The organism is Neobacillus nitrireducens (genome assembly GCF_030915405.1).
Taxonomy (GTDB): Bacteria; Bacillota; Bacilli; order Bacillales; family Cytobacillaceae; genus Neobacillus.
The window spans coordinates 1,938,899-1,956,670 of the sequence record NZ_CP133262.1 but is presented as its reverse complement, the minus strand read 5'-3'; the positions used below and the strand labels follow the sequence as shown (position 1 = coordinate 1,956,670).

The 17,772-nt window shown below is 36.2% G+C and carries 15 protein-coding genes, 1 pseudogene and 1 other annotated feature; of the genes and pseudogenes, 13 read left to right on the top strand and 3 right to left on the bottom strand.

Annotated elements, in window-relative coordinates:
* Positions 1 to 49: 49 nt before the first annotated feature.
* The 4 genes from opp4A (at position 50) to RCG22_RS09420 (ending at position 4,685) form a co-directional block, all read left to right on the top strand.
* Entirely contained in the window at positions 50 to 1,765 is a 1,716-nt protein-coding gene (gene opp4A / locus RCG22_RS09435; protein ID WP_308106631.1) for an oligopeptide ABC transporter substrate-binding protein, read from the top strand.
* A 161-nt stretch (positions 1,766 to 1,926) separates the two neighbouring features.
* Complete coding sequence (gene opp4B / locus RCG22_RS09430; protein ID WP_308106630.1) at positions 1,927 to 2,892, top strand: oligopeptide ABC transporter permease; 966 nt, start codon at positions 1,927 to 1,929, stop codon at positions 2,890 to 2,892.
* Positions 2,893 to 2,903: 11 nt separating this feature from the next.
* Entirely contained in the window at positions 2,904 to 3,812 is a 909-nt protein-coding gene (opp4C, locus tag RCG22_RS09425) for an oligopeptide ABC transporter permease (RefSeq protein ID WP_308106629.1), read from the top strand.
* 126 nt (positions 3,813 to 3,938) lie between these two features.
* Positions 3,939 to 4,685 (top strand): YjbA family protein, encoded by a 747-nt coding sequence (locus RCG22_RS09420; protein WP_308106628.1) that lies wholly within the window; start codon positions 3,939 to 3,941, stop codon positions 4,683 to 4,685.
* A 53-nt stretch (positions 4,686 to 4,738) separates the two neighbouring features.
* Here the strand turns inward: RCG22_RS09420 and trpS are convergent, their stop codons facing one another.
* Positions 4,739 to 5,734, bottom strand: a complete 996-nt coding sequence (gene trpS, locus RCG22_RS09415; RefSeq protein ID WP_308107118.1) for a tryptophan--tRNA ligase — start codon at positions 5,732 to 5,734, stop codon at positions 4,739 to 4,741.
* A 51-nt stretch (positions 5,735 to 5,785) separates the two neighbouring features.
* Positions 5,786 to 6,040 (bottom strand) — a binding site (T-box leader).
* A 47-nt stretch (positions 6,041 to 6,087) separates the two neighbouring features.
* The gene (locus RCG22_RS09410; RefSeq protein WP_308106627.1) at positions 6,088 to 6,453 is read right to left on the bottom strand and encodes a DUF3899 domain-containing protein; all 366 of its coding nucleotides are present in this window, start codon (positions 6,451 to 6,453) and stop codon (positions 6,088 to 6,090) included.
* 222 nt (positions 6,454 to 6,675) lie between these two features.
* Here RCG22_RS09410 and RCG22_RS09405 point away from each other — a divergent pair, with 222 nt between their 5' ends.
* From RCG22_RS09405 to RCG22_RS09385, 5 genes are all read left to right on the top strand, one after another.
* Positions 6,676 to 8,370, top strand: a complete 1,695-nt coding sequence (locus tag RCG22_RS09405; protein ID WP_308106626.1) for a peptide ABC transporter substrate-binding protein — start codon at positions 6,676 to 6,678, stop codon at positions 8,368 to 8,370.
* A 112-nt stretch (positions 8,371 to 8,482) separates the two neighbouring features.
* On the top strand, positions 8,483 to 9,466 hold the full coding sequence (gene opp3b, locus RCG22_RS09400) for an oligopeptide ABC transporter permease (RefSeq protein WP_308106625.1): 984 nt from the start codon (positions 8,483 to 8,485) through the stop codon (positions 9,464 to 9,466).
* On the top strand, positions 9,411 to 10,439 hold the full coding sequence (opp3C, locus tag RCG22_RS09395; protein WP_098260917.1) for an oligopeptide ABC transporter permease: 1,029 nt from the start codon (positions 9,411 to 9,413) through the stop codon (positions 10,437 to 10,439). Before opp3b ends, opp3C begins: the two co-directional genes overlap by 56 nt.
* Positions 10,440 to 10,456: 17 nt before the next feature.
* Positions 10,457 to 11,551 (top strand): ABC transporter ATP-binding protein, encoded by a 1,095-nt coding sequence (locus RCG22_RS09390; RefSeq protein ID WP_308106624.1) that lies wholly within the window; start codon positions 10,457 to 10,459, stop codon positions 11,549 to 11,551.
* On the top strand, positions 11,552 to 12,490 hold the full coding sequence (locus RCG22_RS09385; protein ID WP_308106623.1) for an ABC transporter ATP-binding protein: 939 nt from the start codon (positions 11,552 to 11,554) through the stop codon (positions 12,488 to 12,490).
* Between the two features lie 121 nt (positions 12,491 to 12,611).
* Here RCG22_RS09385 and RCG22_RS09380 read toward each other — a convergent pair.
* Positions 12,612 to 12,798 (bottom strand): annotated as a pseudogene (locus RCG22_RS09380) (hypothetical protein).
* Positions 12,799 to 13,383: 585 nt separating this feature from the next.
* Between RCG22_RS09380 and spxA the strand changes: the two are divergent.
* The 4 genes from spxA (at position 13,384) to RCG22_RS09360 (ending at position 17,647) form a co-directional block, all read left to right on the top strand.
* Positions 13,384 to 13,779: a transcriptional regulator SpxA gene (gene spxA, locus RCG22_RS09375; RefSeq protein ID WP_098260921.1), complete on the top strand. Its 396-nt coding sequence runs from the start codon at positions 13,384 to 13,386 to the stop codon at positions 13,777 to 13,779.
* A gap of 307 nt (positions 13,780 to 14,086) precedes the next feature.
* Positions 14,087 to 14,758: an adaptor protein MecA gene (gene mecA, locus RCG22_RS09370; protein ID WP_098260922.1), complete on the top strand. Its 672-nt coding sequence runs from the start codon at positions 14,087 to 14,089 to the stop codon at positions 14,756 to 14,758.
* Positions 14,759 to 14,836: 78 nt separating this feature from the next.
* Positions 14,837 to 16,348, top strand: a complete 1,512-nt coding sequence (gene cls, locus RCG22_RS09365) for a cardiolipin synthase (protein ID WP_308107117.1) — start codon at positions 14,837 to 14,839, stop codon at positions 16,346 to 16,348.
* A gap of 102 nt (positions 16,349 to 16,450) precedes the next feature.
* The gene (locus tag RCG22_RS09360) at positions 16,451 to 17,647 is read left to right on the top strand and encodes a competence protein CoiA (protein WP_308106622.1); all 1,197 of its coding nucleotides are present in this window, start codon (positions 16,451 to 16,453) and stop codon (positions 17,645 to 17,647) included.
* Positions 17,648 to 17,772 lie beyond the last annotated feature (125 nt).

Genomic DNA, 17,772 nt, shown 5'->3' with positions numbered 1-17,772 from the left:
CGTTGGAGATAGACAGTAACTAATCCAAAGTTAATAGGGGGGGAAACAAATGAAAAAGAGAAGTATGCTTATATTAGCAGCATTAATGCTTGTTCTTGCTGCGTTTTTAGCAGCTTGCAGCAGCGGAGAAAAAACAGGTACAACCAAAAATGAAAACGAGGGTAAACCGAGCGAAACAGCAGGGAAACCACAGGATGGCGGAACACTAGTATATGCACTGGATTCTGCACCTGAGGGGAAATTTAACTATTCTTTTTATGGAAATGCAACTGATCAATATGTAATAGATTTCTTTGATGAAAATCTAATCGATTACGATGAGAACTTAAAGGCCCAGCCGCATATCGCCTCATGGAAAACAGCAGACAATAAAGTGTTTGACTTCGAAATCAAACAAGGAGTTAAATGGCACAATGGCGAAGAATTATCTGTAAAGGATTGGGAATTCGCTTTGAAAGTTATTGCTGATAGGGATTATGATGGTCCACGTTTTGATAACGTAAGAAATGTCGTGGGTGCACAGGATTATCATGATGGAAAAGCGAAAGAAATCGCTGGAATTAAGGTAGTAGATGATTACCATATCCAAATTACATTTGATAAAGCTCGTGTTAACAACTTGGATAATCTTTGGACATACCCTATGAATCGTACTGAATTTAAAGGCCTTGCCGTAAAAGATATGATGGGTTCTGAACAAGTTCGTACAAAACCTGTTGGTTTAGGTCCATTTAAAGTTACAAAGATTATTCCAGGTGAATCTGTAGAAATGGAACGCTTTGATGATTATTTTGGCGGTAAGCCGCATATTGAAAAGGTGGTTATTAAAGTAATAGATCCATCCCTTTCTGTTGGAGAACTTAAAAACGGAACGCTTGATATGACATCTTTCCATCCAAGTATTATTGATCAAGTAAAAGCCCTGGATAATGTAAATGCTGTAACTTATCCCGGTGTAAGCTATTACTATGTTGGTTTTAGACTAGGTACTTGGGATGGCGAGAAAAATGTCATGAATGAACCTAAATACCAAGAGAAGAAGCTTCGTGAAGCTATGTATTATGCAATCAACCGTGAAGAATGGGTTAAGGCGTTCTTCTTTGGTGTAGGAAAGCCAGTTAACCGTCCAATTCCAACCAATCATTGGATTGCTGCACCTAATGAAGAATTAGAGCAATACAAATATGATCCGGAAAAAGCGAAGGCCCTATTAGATGAAGCTGGATATAAAGATGTTAATGGTGATGGTTTCCGTGAAGATCCGAATGGTAAGAAATTTGTTGTAAACTTCAGCCACTATGCCACTGATAACCCAACGTTTGAAGCACGTGCCAAGGCAATGACTCAATATTGGGAAGAAGTTGGTTTGAAAACGAAATTAACGATGACTGATGTAAACCTTTATTATGAAATGCTAGATAAAGCTGATAAATCAATGGAAGTATTCTTTGGCGGCTGGTCAACGGGGACAGATCCGGACCCAACTCCACTTTGGGGATCAAAAGCAATTTGGAACTATCCACGCTGGGTAAATGCTGACAGTGATAAATTATTGGATCAAGCACTTGATATTAGTGTAGTTGGAACAGATAACGGCAAGCGTAAGGATCTTTATGTCCAGTGGCAAAAACTATTCATGCAAGATCTTCCGGCATTACCAATTGCTGAACTAGAGGAAACGATGGCTATCAGTAAACGGGTCCAAGACGTAAAATTTGATGTATCCGGAATGAACCGTCCAAATGAATGGTGGATTAAACAATAGTTATAATTTCCTAAAGGTCATTACTATCTGTTTTAAGGATTAATACAAACAACTCAATTTTGGGTTTCAAATGGGAGATGGCTTAGCTTCTCCCATTTGAATAGATTGGGCGAGAAACACAGCTTCTGTCTTTACATAGCTTATAGACAAGGAGAATGCACATGATGAAATATGCATTTCGAAGAATATTGGGAATGATTCCAATGTTACTCCTTACCTCCATTGTAGTATTTTCGCTGGCAAAATTAATGCCGGGTGACTCTCTAAGTGGAGAAATTGATCCAAGAAATACAAATCCTGAGTATATCGCTGATATGCGTGAAAAGTTGGGGTATAATGACCCATTGCCACAGCAATACTTCCGTTGGATTAGTGGGTTCGTGGAGGGGGATTTTGGAAAATCTACACGTTTCAAAATACAGGTATCTGAGGTTATTGGAGAACGACTCCCTAATACTATACTTTTGGGACTTTCCGCCATCTTCATTACTTATATCCTCGCTTTCTTTATGGGGTCGTATGCAGGTCGAAAACCATATACGTTGATGGACAACCTTATTGGAGGATTAAACTACATTGGTTTAGCGATTCCATCCTTCATCGCAGGGGTATTTGCCATATTTTTCTTTTCATTTAAGTTAGGTTGGTTTCCATCCAATGGATCGGTGGATATTGGTGTAACAGATGGAACATTCGTATGGTGGCTCAGCCGTTTTCACCATGTATTTTTACCGGCAGTTGTGCTTGGGTTATTAAGTACAGCCAGTTATACTCAATTTTTACGAAACGATATTATTGAAAATAGCCGCAAAGACTATGTTCGCACAGCTCGTGCAAAAGGGACCCCGGAAAAAAAAATCTACAATGTTCATATTTTAAGAAACTCAATTATTCCACTAATAACTTTTTTAGGTTTTGATATTGTCGCCATTATAAGTGGTGCAATTATTACCGAGACAATATTTACGTATCCTGGTCTTGGACAATTATTTCTTCAATCTGTTGGGACAAGAGATTATCCAGTTCTGATGACATTGACCATGTTATTTTCATTCTTAACACTGATTGGCAACTTAGTTGCAGATGTTCTATATGGTGTAGTAGATCCACGAATTAGGCTGGATTAGGGGGAGATAAAATGGAAATCGTAACACAGAATAATCATAAGCTAGTAACACCCCCGAAAAAAAGTTTCTCTCCCTTGGCAATTGCGCGGAAGAAATTTATAAAAAATAAACTTGCAATGATTAGCCTTATTTTTTTAATGATAGTTTCTATTGTTTCGATACTTGCACCTTTTATTACCACTGCAGATATTACAAGAATTAACATTGGACAAATGTCGTTAGAGCCATCGGCTGAACATTGGCTTGGAACGGATAAAGCCGGTCGAGACGTGTTTACAAGATTACTATATGGTGGCCGTATATCGTTACTAGTTGGAATAAGTTGTACATTATTTGTCATTGCCCTTGGAACTTTGATTGGCTCAATTTCAGGATATTTCGGTGGAACTGTTGATAGCATATTAATGAGGTTTACCGATTTTATCTTAAACTTTCCATTTTTAGTTTTCGTAATCGTCCTAAATGCGATTCTATTTGGAAAAGTAAATGGGCTTTGGGTTTTAATTGGAACGATTAGCATGCTAAGTTGGGGTGGCATTGCGCGGATTGTTCGTAGTAAAATCCTTGCAGAAAAAGAGAATGAATATATAACTGCTGCTATTTCGATTGGTTGTTCACCGGCTAAAGTAATTATGAAACATCTCCTTCCAAACATTCTATCAACAATTATTGTTCAGGCGACAATCACCTTTGCTACGATGATTGTTGCTGAAACAGGTTTAAGTTTTCTAGGATTTGGTGTTCCGCAGGAAATTCCAAGTTGGGGAAACATGTTGAATTCAGCAAACGAACCGGATGTTCTCCAATTTAAGCTTTGGATATGGGTACCACCGGCATTAATTATTACGATTACCATTTTATCCATTAACTTTATCGGCGAAGGTCTAAAGGATGCCTTCAATCCAAAATCAAAAAGATAAATCTGCCATAAATGTGGTGGATTTTTTTGTAATGGTTACTGGAGTAAAATATATATAAAGGAATAATTTAACTAAGGACTGCCCATACTGATTTACAAACAGATTCTTGAAGTGAGGGGTTGTAGAATGTTGTATCTTCATGATGTATGGGTAAATTGGTTTGAAGGGGAAGAAAACGGTTATAATGTATGCCACTTTCATGAATGGCGTAAGGATGACGGGGTGGAATTGTTAGACCAGGTACCACTTTTGAAAGTTGAACCAGTATTGTTTAATTACATTGAAAATGATTTGTCAGAATTACCTCAGCAGCTTCTAGATGATATTTTTCAGAAAGCTTATTTAAGGAAAAACCATGAGAGAGTTCAACTCGACTATTGCTTCGTGGTAACTGATGGAGTTGGAATCTTGGCAATTGATACAATCGGCTATAATATTCCAATTCGAAAAAGTCGGTTAATCCCTAGACAGGAACAATTGGTGTACGAAATGATTTCTCAACATGAGGCTAATAAATATCACTTTTATGAGCAGGAGAAAATGAAGGACTATCATATTCTCTCACCTGAACCAGAATTAATGAGAGGATTAACAAGAAAAGAACGCCAATTAAAACAACTTTTATTTATGGCTCTAGATCAATTGCTATCATCCAGTAATGAAGCAGAAGTTAGATACTGGTATACAGAATGGTGTCCAGAGCATTATTCAACTATACAGGAATTAAATTTTGAAGCCGCGTGGGAACAGTTATTTGAAGAAACGAAGTATGGATGGTCTAAGCGTCACGAAACCTTTTGTGAAAACCTAATAAAAGGGCAGCCATTTTTTGAAAAACTATGGGAAATGGAGCACGGTCCGAAAGTAAATTAAAAGCCTGACCCAGAAGATATGGATTCCATATCTTTTGTGGGTCAGGCTTTTTTTCACTTCCTAGTTTTTCTGCCGAGTCCCATGGCATTTTCCATCTTCTTAAGAGTCTTATTAGCCACTAGATTTGCTTTTTTAGCACCTTCATCTAATATACGATCAAGTTCAGGAGATTCAAGTAACTCATAATATCTATCTTGAATTGGTTTAAAGAAATTAACTGTGACATCTGCTAAGTCACTTTTAAATTGACCGTAGCCTTTTCCATCATACATTTCTTCAATTTCAGAAATAGATTTTCCACCCAAGATCGAATATATTGATAATAAGTTTGATATTCCGGGTTTGTTTTCTTTATCGAATTTAACAATCCCTTCGGAATCTGTAACCGCACTTTTAATCTTTTTCACAATTTGCTTCGGATCATCTAAAGGTGTGATATTTGCTTTTTGATTTGGATCAGATTTGCTCATTTTTTTCGTTGGCTCTTGTAGGGACATAATTCTTGCTCCAACCTTTGGAATACTGATTTCGGGTACGGTCAATATGTCACTGTATTTTTTATTAAATCTTTCCGCAAGGTCGCGTGTTAATTCCATATGTTGCTTTTGATCTTCTCCAACAGGTACCAAATCCGTGTTATATAGGAGAATATCAGCTGCCATCAAAGGTGGATAAGTTAATAAACTAGCCTGGACAGCCTCTTTCCCAGTAGATTTATCCTTGAATTGGGTCATTCTTTCTAATTCTCCAATGTATGCTACGCACTGCATCATCCATCCTGCTTGTGCGTGGGCTGGGACCTCAGATTGAATAAATAATGTAGCCTTTTCTGGATCAATTCCAACTGCAAGATACAACGCCGCTAAACTCCTAATATTTTTACGAAGTGTTATTGGATCTTGTGGAACCGTAACCGCATGCTGGTCCACGATACAAAAGAAGCAATTGTAGTCATTTTGCATTTCGACAAACTGTTTTAAGGCTCCGATATAGTTGCCAAGGGTAATGGTTCCACTCGGCTGAATACCAGAAAAAATTGTTTTCATGATAAATTTCCTCCTAAAAGAATATATAAAAAAACCATTCATCCCAGGAAAACTAATAGGGACGAATGGTTTCGCGGTACCACCCTAAATTACTCAAAAATGAGTCACTCAATTCCACGATCGTCTCATAACAAGACAATCAGGAGTCCTTTTAACGCAAGGAAAACGTCAAATCCTACTTTTTAACCATTTTAAATGTTCAGACCGAGGCTCAAAAGTCCATTCCGTATTTATTCGTGTTTGTTTACACCAGCCACAAACTCTCTAAGACGAAGGGAAATACGTACTACTCTTTATCATAGCCTTTAAAGTACTATACAATTGCTTATTATTATATAGGAACTGCATATTTAATTTCAAGTCTGCAAAAAATAATAAAAGAATAAAGCAATACCCATGAACAGTCCAGTTCCTATGCCGTAAAACACTAATGGACGCTGATTAACTGTAATTAGTTCTGAGAGAGGAGGTATTTCATCAAATCTTCGTTTGTTGTGCCCTCTTTGAAAAGCAAAACTGAAGGACCTTGATATGGCATCAAAAAAACCGGAATGAATAGTAAATAGAAGTAAAGATAATAAAAGAAGGGCAGAAGTGAAATAAAAAGATATATTAATATAGATTAACAAAGCGATTTTGTGATCAAGAAGAATGGAGACAATTAATATGAAAAGTTGTAATAAGGCCAAGACAACAAGTCTTTTCTTAAGTTGATAATTCACTAAATAACCTCCAAAAGATTAATTTAATAGGGTTTTCACTTAAATATTTTATACTAAAAATTAGTGTAAGTTCAAATTATACCATAAGAAATCGTAATGAAAATGTAAAGAATGTTGCCAATCTGTAAATAAATTTCAAAAAAATAATGTACAATTGGTAGAAAATATGTATAATAGAGAATGTAGTAATTTTTCAGAATAATAGAAAAGGGAGGTCTACTAGTGAAGAAATCAAAACTTTCACTACTTTTAGTACTATCACTAGTTCTAAGCATGTTTCTAGCAGCATGTTCAGGCGGAAACAAGAATGAAGGCAAGAAAACGGATGAAGGCAATAAAAATGCTGGTACTGAGGAAACAACTTTAGCAGATGAACAAGTTCTTAATGTTCTTGAAACTGCTGAAATTCCATCAATGGACAGCGTAATGTCTCAAGACGTATTAAGCTTCACCATGTTAAATGCTACAAATGAAGGTTTATATCGTTTAGATCCCGACCAAAAAGTTATCCCTGGCGTTGCTGAGGGTGCACCAACATACAATGATGACAAAACTGTAATTACAATTAAATTAAAACAAGATACAAAATGGTCAAACGGTGACCCAGTTACTGCTCATGACTTTGTGTTTGCATGGCAACGTGCAATTGATCCGAAAGTTGCTGCTCCATATGGCGCATACTTCATGGAAGGCAAAATCAAAAATGCATCTGAAATTGTTGCCGGTAAAGCAAAACTTGATGATTTAGGTATTAAAGCATTAGATGATTATACTGTGGAAATCACTTTAGTTAGAGCTCTTCCATACATCGAATCATACCTAACATTCCCATTGTTCTACCCACAAAACAAAAAGTTTGTTGAAGCAGAAGGCGCTAACTATGCGAAAGATGCTACTCACCTACTTTACAATGGTCCATTTAAGATGACTAAGTGGGATGGCCCAACTGGAACTGAATGGGTATTAGAAAAGAATGCTGATTACGTAAATGCTAAAGACGTTACTCTAGAGAAAATCAACTTTAACGTTTCTAAAGATCCACAAGCTTCTGCAAATGCATACACTGCAGGCGAAGCTGATATCACAGGAAAGCTTGCACAAGCTGCGATTCTTTCTCAATTTGAAGGACAAAAAGATTTACTACGTTACCAAGAGCCATCTATCTGGTGGTTAAAAATGAACGAAAAGAACAAAGCATTGAAAAATGTTAACATCCGTAAAGCAATTGCATTATCTGTTGATAAAAAAGCTTTAACAGACGATGTATTAGCAAACGGATCAATCCCTGCAGATTTCCTTGTACCAAAAGGTTTCTCATACTTAGACGGTAAAGATTTCCGTGATACTGCTGGAACTTACTTAAGCACTAACAAAGAAGAGGCTAAAAAGCTTTGGGAAAAAGGTCTTAAAGAAACAGGTCTTAAAGAAGTGAAATTTACTTATGTTGGTCAAGATACTGAAACTTCGAAATTAACAGATGCCTTCATTAAAGACCAATTAGAGAAAAACTTACCAGGATTAAAAATTACTGTTGAAGCTGTACCATTTAAAATTCGTATCGCTCGTGAAGACGCTCAAGATTACGATTTATTAATGGGTGGTTGGGGACCTGACTACGCTGACCCAATGACATACATGGATCTATGGGTTACAGGCGGCGGACAAAACCACATGGATTATGGTAATCCAGAATTTGATAAGTTAATTAAATCAGCTAGTGAAGAACTTGTAGCTAAGCCACAAGATCGTTGGAAAGCTCTTCAAGATGCAGAAAAAATCTTGTTAGAAGATGATGCAGCAATTGCACCACTTTACCAACGTTCAGTTAACCTTCTTATCAATCCAAAGGTTAAAGGCTTTGCTCACCATGCATTTGGTCCAGACTATAGTTACCAGTGGATTAAAATCACAAAATAGTAGCTATACTAATCAAATAGAAAGAGAGTATATTGAAGAAATATACTCTCTTTTTACCTGTATGGGAATTGTCGAAAAACGTCGACTATTTAAAAAATTAGGAGGTGTAAGCATGGCAAAATATATCTTACAACGAACGGGCTATATGATAATTACACTTTTAATCGTAACATCACTTACATTTTTCCTCATGAAGCTAATTCCAGGTAGCCCTTTTAATAACTTCGAAAAGCTCAACGACGTTCAGCGGGAAATTTTGCTGGATAAATATGGTTTGAATGAACCTCTGCCTGTTCAATATTTTAATTATATGAGGAATTTGGTAAAAGGTGACCTAGGAATCTCCTTTCAATTTGACAATACCCCTGTAACAGAACTGATTACTAACCGCATTGGGCCATCAGCACAATTAGGTTTGCAAGCAATGATAGTTGGTGCAATAATTGGCATATTCTTGGGTGTAATTGCTGCCTTAAAGCAAAATACATGGATAGATTATGGGTCTACATTTATTGCTGTAGTTGGTAAATCAGTACCGTCATTTATTTTTGCCGGTTTGCTTCAGTTTTATATTTCTGTTAAATTGCATTGGCTGCCAGTTATGTTATGGAAAGGACCAGAATATACGATTCTTCCTACCATTGCATTAGCTATGTTTCCAATTTCAATTGCTGCAAGGTTTATGCGGACTGAAATGATCGAGGTTTTAGGGTCCGATTATATTACCTTAGCACGAGCTAAGGGAGCAAGCCGCTGGCAAATTAGTCTAAAACATGCACTCCGAAATGCTTTAATACCAGTTGTGACTGTTCTTGGACCTCTAGCAGTTAGTCTGATGACAGGTTCACTAGTAATTGAACAGATTTTTGGAATTCCAGGACTTGGGGAGCAATTCGTTAAATCAATTAATATGAATGATTACCCTGTCATTATGGGAACTAATATTTTATTTGCAGTATTATTTGTGGTAGTTATTTTGATTGTTGATATTCTTTATGGAATCATCGACCCACGTATTCGTATATCGGGGGGAAAACTAAATGAGCAACAAAGACATTACCATATCAAAGGATCTGTTTACTCCTGCCCATATTGATCCAGCAAATAGTGAAAAGATTGCCAAAAAGAGCCTGAACTTTTGGCAGGATTCATGGCTAAGAGTTCGGAAGAACAAAGGTGCTGTTGTTAGTTTAGTGGTTTTAGCTATCATGCTTATTATGGCATTTGTTGGTCCGATGATTACGCCGTATGATTTCGATACACAAGACACAAAGCATAATAACCTGCCGCCGCGTATTCAAGGTTTGGAAGATGTAGAATGGCTCCCCTTTGACGGAACATTATCCAGAAGAGACGGCACAGTTTATAACGCATATGAAGTCCGGAAAATTGATGCCTATTATTGGTTTGGTACTGATAATTTAGGTCGTGATCAATTTGCTCGTATTTGGAAAGGTACACAAGTATCTTTATTTATTGCCTTCATGGCAGCATTAATTGATATGGCCATTGGAGTCGCGTATGGAGCTGTTTCTGGTTATTTAGGCGGCAAAGTGGACGGTGTTATGCAACGTATTATAGAAGTTATTGTTGGTATTCCCAACTTGATTGTTGTTGTATTAATGATTTTGGTGTTAAAGCCAGGTATTATTCCAATCATAATCGCTTTAACGATAACTGGCTGGACTAGTATGGCCCGAGTTGTTCGAGCGCAGGTGTTGAAATTTAAAGGCCAGGAATTTGTATTAGCTGCCAAAACACTAGGTGCCTCCAATTCTTCAATTATTTTTAAACATATGATTCCGAACATGTTTGGTGTCATTATAATAAATACGATGTTTTCCATCCCAAATGCTATTTTCTTTGAAGCATTTTTGAGTTTTATTGGGTTGGGATTACAAGAACCGAATGCATCTTTAGGAACATTAGTCAATTCAGGGTTTAAATCTATGATTGCTTTTCCTTATCAAATGATAATTCCTTCTTTAATGATAGCAATTATTATGGTTTGTTTTAACTTAGTGGCGGACGGATTACGAGATGCGTTGGATCCAAAAATGCGTGATTAGAAGGCAGGTGTATGTAAATGGAGAAAGTTTTACAAGTAAAGGATTTAAAAATATCGTTTCATACATTTTCTGGAGAAGTGCAAGCGATTCGTGGTGTAAACTTTGATTTATATAATGGTGAAACATTAGCAATCGTTGGTGAATCAGGTTCTGGAAAATCAGTTACAACAAAATCAATCATGCGTTTACTTCCTGAACATAATTCCGAAATTAAAAGTGGAGAAATTCTTTTCGAAGGAAAAGACCTTACAAAACTTAAAGATAAAGAAATGCAGAAAATTCGTGGAAAAGATATTTCTATGATTTTTCAGGATCCAATGACTTCCTTGAATCCAACAATGAAAATTGGCAAGCAAATTATGGAGCCTCTTATTAAGCATCAAAACATGAGCAGACATGCTGCCAAAGAAAGAGCAGTGGATTTATTAAAGCTAGTTGGTATTCCTAAGGCGGAAATTCGTGTAGATCAATATCCACATCAGTTCTCCGGAGGGATGAGACAACGGGTTGTTATCGCGATTGCATTGGCGTGTAATCCTAAAATCCTCATTGCCGATGAACCGACAACTGCGCTTGACGTAACAATTCAAGCGCAAATTCTTGAGTTAATGAAGGATCTGCAAAAGAAAATTGATACATCGATCATCTTCATTACGCACGATCTTGGGGTAGTTGCCAATGTAGCCGATCGCGTTGCAGTAATGTATGGTGGGAAAATTGTTGAAATTGGCACTGCCGATGAGATTTTCTATAACCCACAACATCCTTACACATGGGGCTTAATTAGTTCTATGCCTGATATGGATACCCATGACGAGGAATTATTCTCTATTCCAGGGACACCACCTGATTTATTAGATCCTCCAAAAGGTGATGCGTTTGCAGCACGTAATCCATTTGTAATGAAAATAGATTTGGAGCAAGAGCCGCCATTCTTTAAAGTTTCTGACACTCATTACGCAGCTACATGGCTTTTACATCCTAATGCACCAAAGGTTAACCCTCCAGAAGCTGTGAAAAGACGGCAAAATCAATTTGCTGGAAATGCACCAACAGCTACCTTAGAGAAAACTGGTCAAGGTCAATTCCCTGGAAAAAAGGAGGGGAAATAAATGGCTAAGCGTGAAAAATTACTTGAAATAAAAAATTTAAAGCAATATTTTAATGAAGGTAAAGTGAACGAAGTAAAAGCAGTCGACAATGTTTCTTTTGAAATTTTTAAAGGTGAAGTAATGGGATTAGTAGGGGAGTCAGGTTGTGGTAAATCAACAACAGGTCGCACAATCATCCGTTTGTACGATGCTACTGGCGGCGAAGTTTTATACGACGGCGTAAATGTCCACGGCAAAAAATCTAAAAAACAATTAAAAGATTTTAACCGAAAAATGCAAATGATTTTCCAAGATCCATATGCGTCATTAAACCCGAGATTAAAAATAGCTGATGTTATTGCAGAGGGAATTGACATTCATGGTTTGGCGAAAACAAAACAAGAACGGATGGAGCAAGTTTATGAGCTCTTAGAAACCGTTGGCTTGAATAGAGAGCATGCGAACCGTTATCCACATGAATTTAGTGGTGGTCAGCGTCAGCGGATTGGAATTGCACGCGCCCTTGCTGTTCAACCGGAATTTATCATTGCAGATGAACCTATTTCAGCGTTGGACGTTTCAATCCAGGCTCAGGTTGTTAACTTAATGAAAAAGCTTCAAAAAGAGAAAAACTTAACCTATCTTTTTATTGCCCATGATCTTTCAATGGTTAAATACATTAGTGATCGTATTGGTGTTATGTATTTTGGTAAAATGGTTGAGCTAGCACCTGCGGATGAACTTTATAAAAATCCACTTCACCCGTATACACAATCACTTTTATCAGCGATTCCTGCACCGGACCCAATCAGTGAACGGACACGGAAACGAAAATCATATGATCCGGCAAGTCATAACTACGAACCTAATGAAGCCGTTGAATTTAGAGAGGTTACTCCTGGTCACTTTGTGCTTTGCTCAGAGAAAGAATTCAAGCAATTCAAAGTCCAAACTAAATAAACATAAAAAAACGATCTTGCTGTAAGATCGTTTTTTTGTGTATTAGACTGGGCTGTTGATTTCCGCTCCAATTAAAGTAGGATATAAAAATCAACAATTATCTTTAACATAGACTTTATTTTTATTTTTTGATGCCCCCGACAGTTTTCCAACCAGTCTGGTATTTTGCACTTTCATCAACAAATTCACTACGATTTTTACCACCAAACACTTTTTCAGCCAAAACTGTTTGTAATAACACCCATTAAGGCAGTAATCCCTACAATTAGTAAAGCAACCATAGTTAAATCGAGTATGTATGCGCCCATGGTATTAACTCCCTTCATTTATCAGCTATATTGATTATTTGTAGCGTGACATTAAATATCCCCTCCCTTATTGTAAAAGAACTTGCTGTTTATTTAAAGAGGAAATTAAATAACTTTCACTAAGAATTTACAAAATAATGAATGCGTTTTCATTGGTGACCTTTAATTGAGAATGAGTTTTTAGTTAATTGTTATGTCAGGTGAAAATAATGATTATCAGAATAAGAAAAATTTTATTTTTTTGACGACCCACACTTTTTCTTCCTTAATTGACGAACAATATAGCAAGTGGGATAATGAGTTCTGAAAAAATTCAAGATAAAATTATAATTAATTATGAAACTTTTAGAAGAATTATTCGTCTAATATAGTGAAATAGATAAATTTGAATTGTTTTTGTCCATCAATATAATTTTTAAAAAAAGATACCCTTTTAAGAAACAGTGGTGTATAATTAATGATATAAATTACTTATTTATAATGATTATTAAAAATGTTTTAACAAGATCATATAAACTTTCGCTTATTTAAATATACTGAATTTATTAATTTATGACTTAAATAAAAGAGGAGTGTGAAAATCGGATGGTTACACTATACACTTCACCAAGTTGTACATCATGCAGGAAAGCTAAATCATGGTTAGAAGAACATGAAATCCCATACACAGAAAGAAATATTTTCTCAGAGCCATTAACAATGGAAGAGATAAAAGAAATTCTTCGCATGACGGAAGATGGGACGGATGAAATTATTTCAACAAGATCCAAGACATTTCAAAAACTTGACGTTAACTTAGATGCAATGCCTCTTCAAGATTTATTCAGATTAATAAAAGAGAATCCAGGTCTATTACGTAGGCCGATAATAATTGATGAAAAGCGTTTGCAAGTTGGGTATAACGAAGATGAAATCAGACGATTCCTCCCAAGAAGAGTTAGAACGTTTCAGCTCCGCGAAGCACAGCGAATGGTTAATTAAATAAATAGGCCTTCTTTTGGAGGCCTTTTTTGTATATAAAGAATAGTTGATATCGTTTGTAGTTTCTATTTGATTTTGCTACAATATAATGAAAATCTTAATGCAAGCGAGTAGGCATTCACACGGTTTTTTAGATTTTAGCCTTTTTTATTTCCCTTATAAGTGCTTTTGTCATAAAATAAAAGTACACGAGTATTTACTTTTTCAGGTTATGAAAATTCTTTATGATTTCAGTAAATGCTAAGGCAGTATCTGCTTGGGGGTATTTTGTCCCTTCAATCTGGAAAACGGAAGGGAGAGGTTTTTGATGGAGATTGAACGCATTAATGATTACACAGTTAAATTTTATATTTCATATGGTGATATAGAGGAAAGAGGCTTTGATCGCGAAGAAATTTGGTACAATAGGGAACGGAGTGAAGAACTCTTTTGGGAAATGATGGATGAAGTCCATGATGAGGAAGAATTTGTTATTGAAGGTCCTCTTTGGATTCAAGTCCAAGCACTTGATAAAGGCTTAGAGGTTCTTGTTACTAAAGCTCAGCTATCAAAGGATGGGCAAAAGTTTGAACTTCCTATCCCAAATGAAAAAGGTAAAGATTTTCCTGCTGAGGATAAGCTTGAAGAGCTTTTGGATCATCATTTCAATCCCAATCATTCCGATGAGGAAAGTATCCTGCTTGAGGAAGAAACATTAGAATTCCTGATTGGCTTTAAAGACTTTGAGGATGTTATTAGTTTATCCAATCGCTCTGGATTGGATGATTTAGTGACGATGCTTTATCATTTTGAAGGAAAATACTATCTTTATACAGAATTCCCAGAAGATTTATTTGAAGAAGATGAAATTGACGATATTTTGAGTATTTTACTTGAGTACGGTTTTGAAACACAACTTACCATTCATCGAATTCAGGAATATGGAAAAGAAATAATTGCCGAAAATGTTTTTGCTGAAATACGAAAATATTTTCGCTAATAAATGTACCGATTTCAATATTGAAATCGGTATTTTTAACATTAATAGTTTATGAAAATAATCTGGCAGGTGAGTACACTGAAAAACACAGTAAGGGTTATTATATTTTTGGGGGTATTATCCGTACTATTGTTTTTCTTTAATGATCAATTAGCAAGTGGGATTTTTGGATTCTTGAGTGTATTGGTCACACTTTCAGTGATCTTTATTGCCTTTGTAATATTCTTTGAGAACCGCCATCCAACACAAACACTCACTTGGTTAGTTGTCCTAGGAAGTTTCCCATTGGTTGGTTTTATTTTTTATATCCTTTTCGGTCGTAATTATCGGAAGGAGAAGATGTTTAGAAAGAAATATTTCTTAGACAAACAGGCGTTTTTGACAGTTGAAGGCGAGGATGACCCGAGAAGTGAAGAAAAGCTTAGTTTAATGAGAGAACATCAAGGGAAATTATTCAATTTGGCTCAAAAACTTGGGAATAGCCCAATATCCTTCGATACTTCGACAAAGATTTTAACAAATGGAGAGGAAACATTTCACCATATCTTAGAACAGTTAAAAAAAGCAAGGCATCATATACATCTTGAATATTATATTGTTCGCCACGATCAAATTGGTCAGGAAATTAAAGATTTACTTATTGAAAAAGCTCAGCAAGGAGTAAAGATTCGTTTCTTATATGACGCAGTTGGCTCCTGGCAGCTTTCTAAGTCTTATATTAAGGATCTAAGAAATGCTGGGATTGAAATGGTGACTTTCGGGCCAGTAAAACTTCCTTTTTTAAACAATAAATTTAATTTCCGCAATCATCGGAAAATGATCATAATAGATGGGACGATTGGATTTGTTGGCGGGCTCAATATCGGGGATGAATATTTAGGAAGGGATAAAACCATTGGCTTTTGGCGTGATACTCATTTAATGCTTCGTGGGGAAGCTGTTCGAACGCTGCAGCTAATTTTTTTACAAGACTGGTACTATATGACCAATCATAGTTTCTTAACAGCCGAATATTTATCCCCCCAAAATGATAATGAAAGTCATGGTGGTGTCCAACTCATCGCTGGAGGGCCGGACAATGAATGGAGTGTTATTAAAAATATCTTTTTCTCAATGATTGCAAGTGCGGAAAAAACAGTTTGGATTGCTTCACCGTATTTTATTCCGGATGAAGATATCTTTTCGGCGATAAAAGTTGCAGCACTTAGTGGTGTAGACGTACGCCTCCTGGTCCCTAATAAACCTGATAAACGGATCGTCTTTCATGCTTCAAGATCTTATTTCCCAGAGCTCTTAGAAGCGGGGGTTAAGGTATATGAATACCAGCGGGGCTTTATGCACAGTAAGATTGTGATTGTTGACCATGAACTAGCTTCGATTGGAACATCCAATATGGATATGAGGAGCTTCCATTTGAATTTTGAAGTAAATGCCTTTTTATTCCGAACGAAAAGTACCCAAAAGCTCGTTGCGGAATATATAAATGACCTTGAATATTCTATCCAGTTGGATAAAAAAACGTTTCAGGAAAGACACTTAGGATTAAGAGTCCTAGAATCAACAGCGCGGTTACTCTCGCCCTTACTGTAAGAATCATGTTAAGAAACTCGTCGAATTGGCGAGTTTTTTTGATTTTAAAAGGAATTATCGATAGATATAGCGAATTATGAAAGAAAAGGAGGAGATAAATAATTGTTAACTGCGCAAACAAACACTGGTAAAAGTATTTGTCTAGGATTTGATTACAAAAAGGACGCACTTTTGGACCTTCGAAGCAAAGAAGAATTTTATTGCCCTATTTGTGGGGAAAGGGTATTGCTGAAATTAGGAGATCAGCGGATTTTTCATTTTGCACATATACAAGGGGGAACTTGTCGTAATTTTTATGAAAATGAATCAATATCCCATATGGAGGGAAAACGTCAACTTTATCAGTGGCTAGTGGGACAAAAGATTCCTGCCATTTTAGAATATTATGATCGAGAAATTCAGCAGCGGCCTGATATCATTTTCCATCATAATGGAAAGAAATACGCATTAGAGTATCAATGCTCAACTATTTCAGATAGTAATTTTATCAAGCGGACGAATTCATATCTGCAGAAAGGGTACATTCCAATATGGATTCTTGCTAGTAGTCAAATACACAATAAAAAGAAGAATATTGTTGCATTGTCAAACTTTCAGTATTTATTTTTACGGACAACATCCTCAGGAAAGTTCTATATCCCAGCATATTGCCCCGAAAAACAACAATTTCATCGGATTGATTCAATTCACCCCTACTCCATTAAAAATGCCTTCGCCCATCATACTTTTCACCCTATAATGAAAATGAACGTAAATGACATAGTGGAACCTAAGGTAAAGCTCTCATTTGATTCATCAAGCTGGACACGGGAAATTGAAAAATTTATTCTGAATTGGACTATTCATCCTAATAAACAGCATAAAGCCTTCCTACATGAAATTTATAACAAAAATCTAAATCCTTTCTTATTGCCACCTGAAATTGGCCTGCCCGTCTCACACTCATTACTTCTCCAGACTCCTGCGATCATATGGCAAACGTATTTATATATGGATTTTATTGCCGAAAAAAGACCCGATGATTTGATTTCCCTTCATGAAATAAACTTCCATTTACAAAAGAGGCTGAGTAAAAAGCAAATTGTCGTAAGAAATTTACCACAACTTGAACCGGTGAATCCATTATTAGCAATTACTGATTATCTTTTACTCTTAGAGCAATTGGGTATTCTAGCAAAAAAAGGGGAAACTACTTTCCAATTGAAAAAGGCCATCTCCATTCCCAAGTCTAATCGTGAAAGAGAGGAAGCAAAGCTGGCATTTTTTCAAAAATATTATCGAATACAATCAATTAAATAAATGAAACCAGGTATAAGGGCATACTATATAGAGGTGTAAATAGTATCCTATCTGCCTAATCGGAAGAGGAGATTGAAAAGTTAGGGAGAATATAATAAATGATAACTATATTTCGAAGCCTAAAA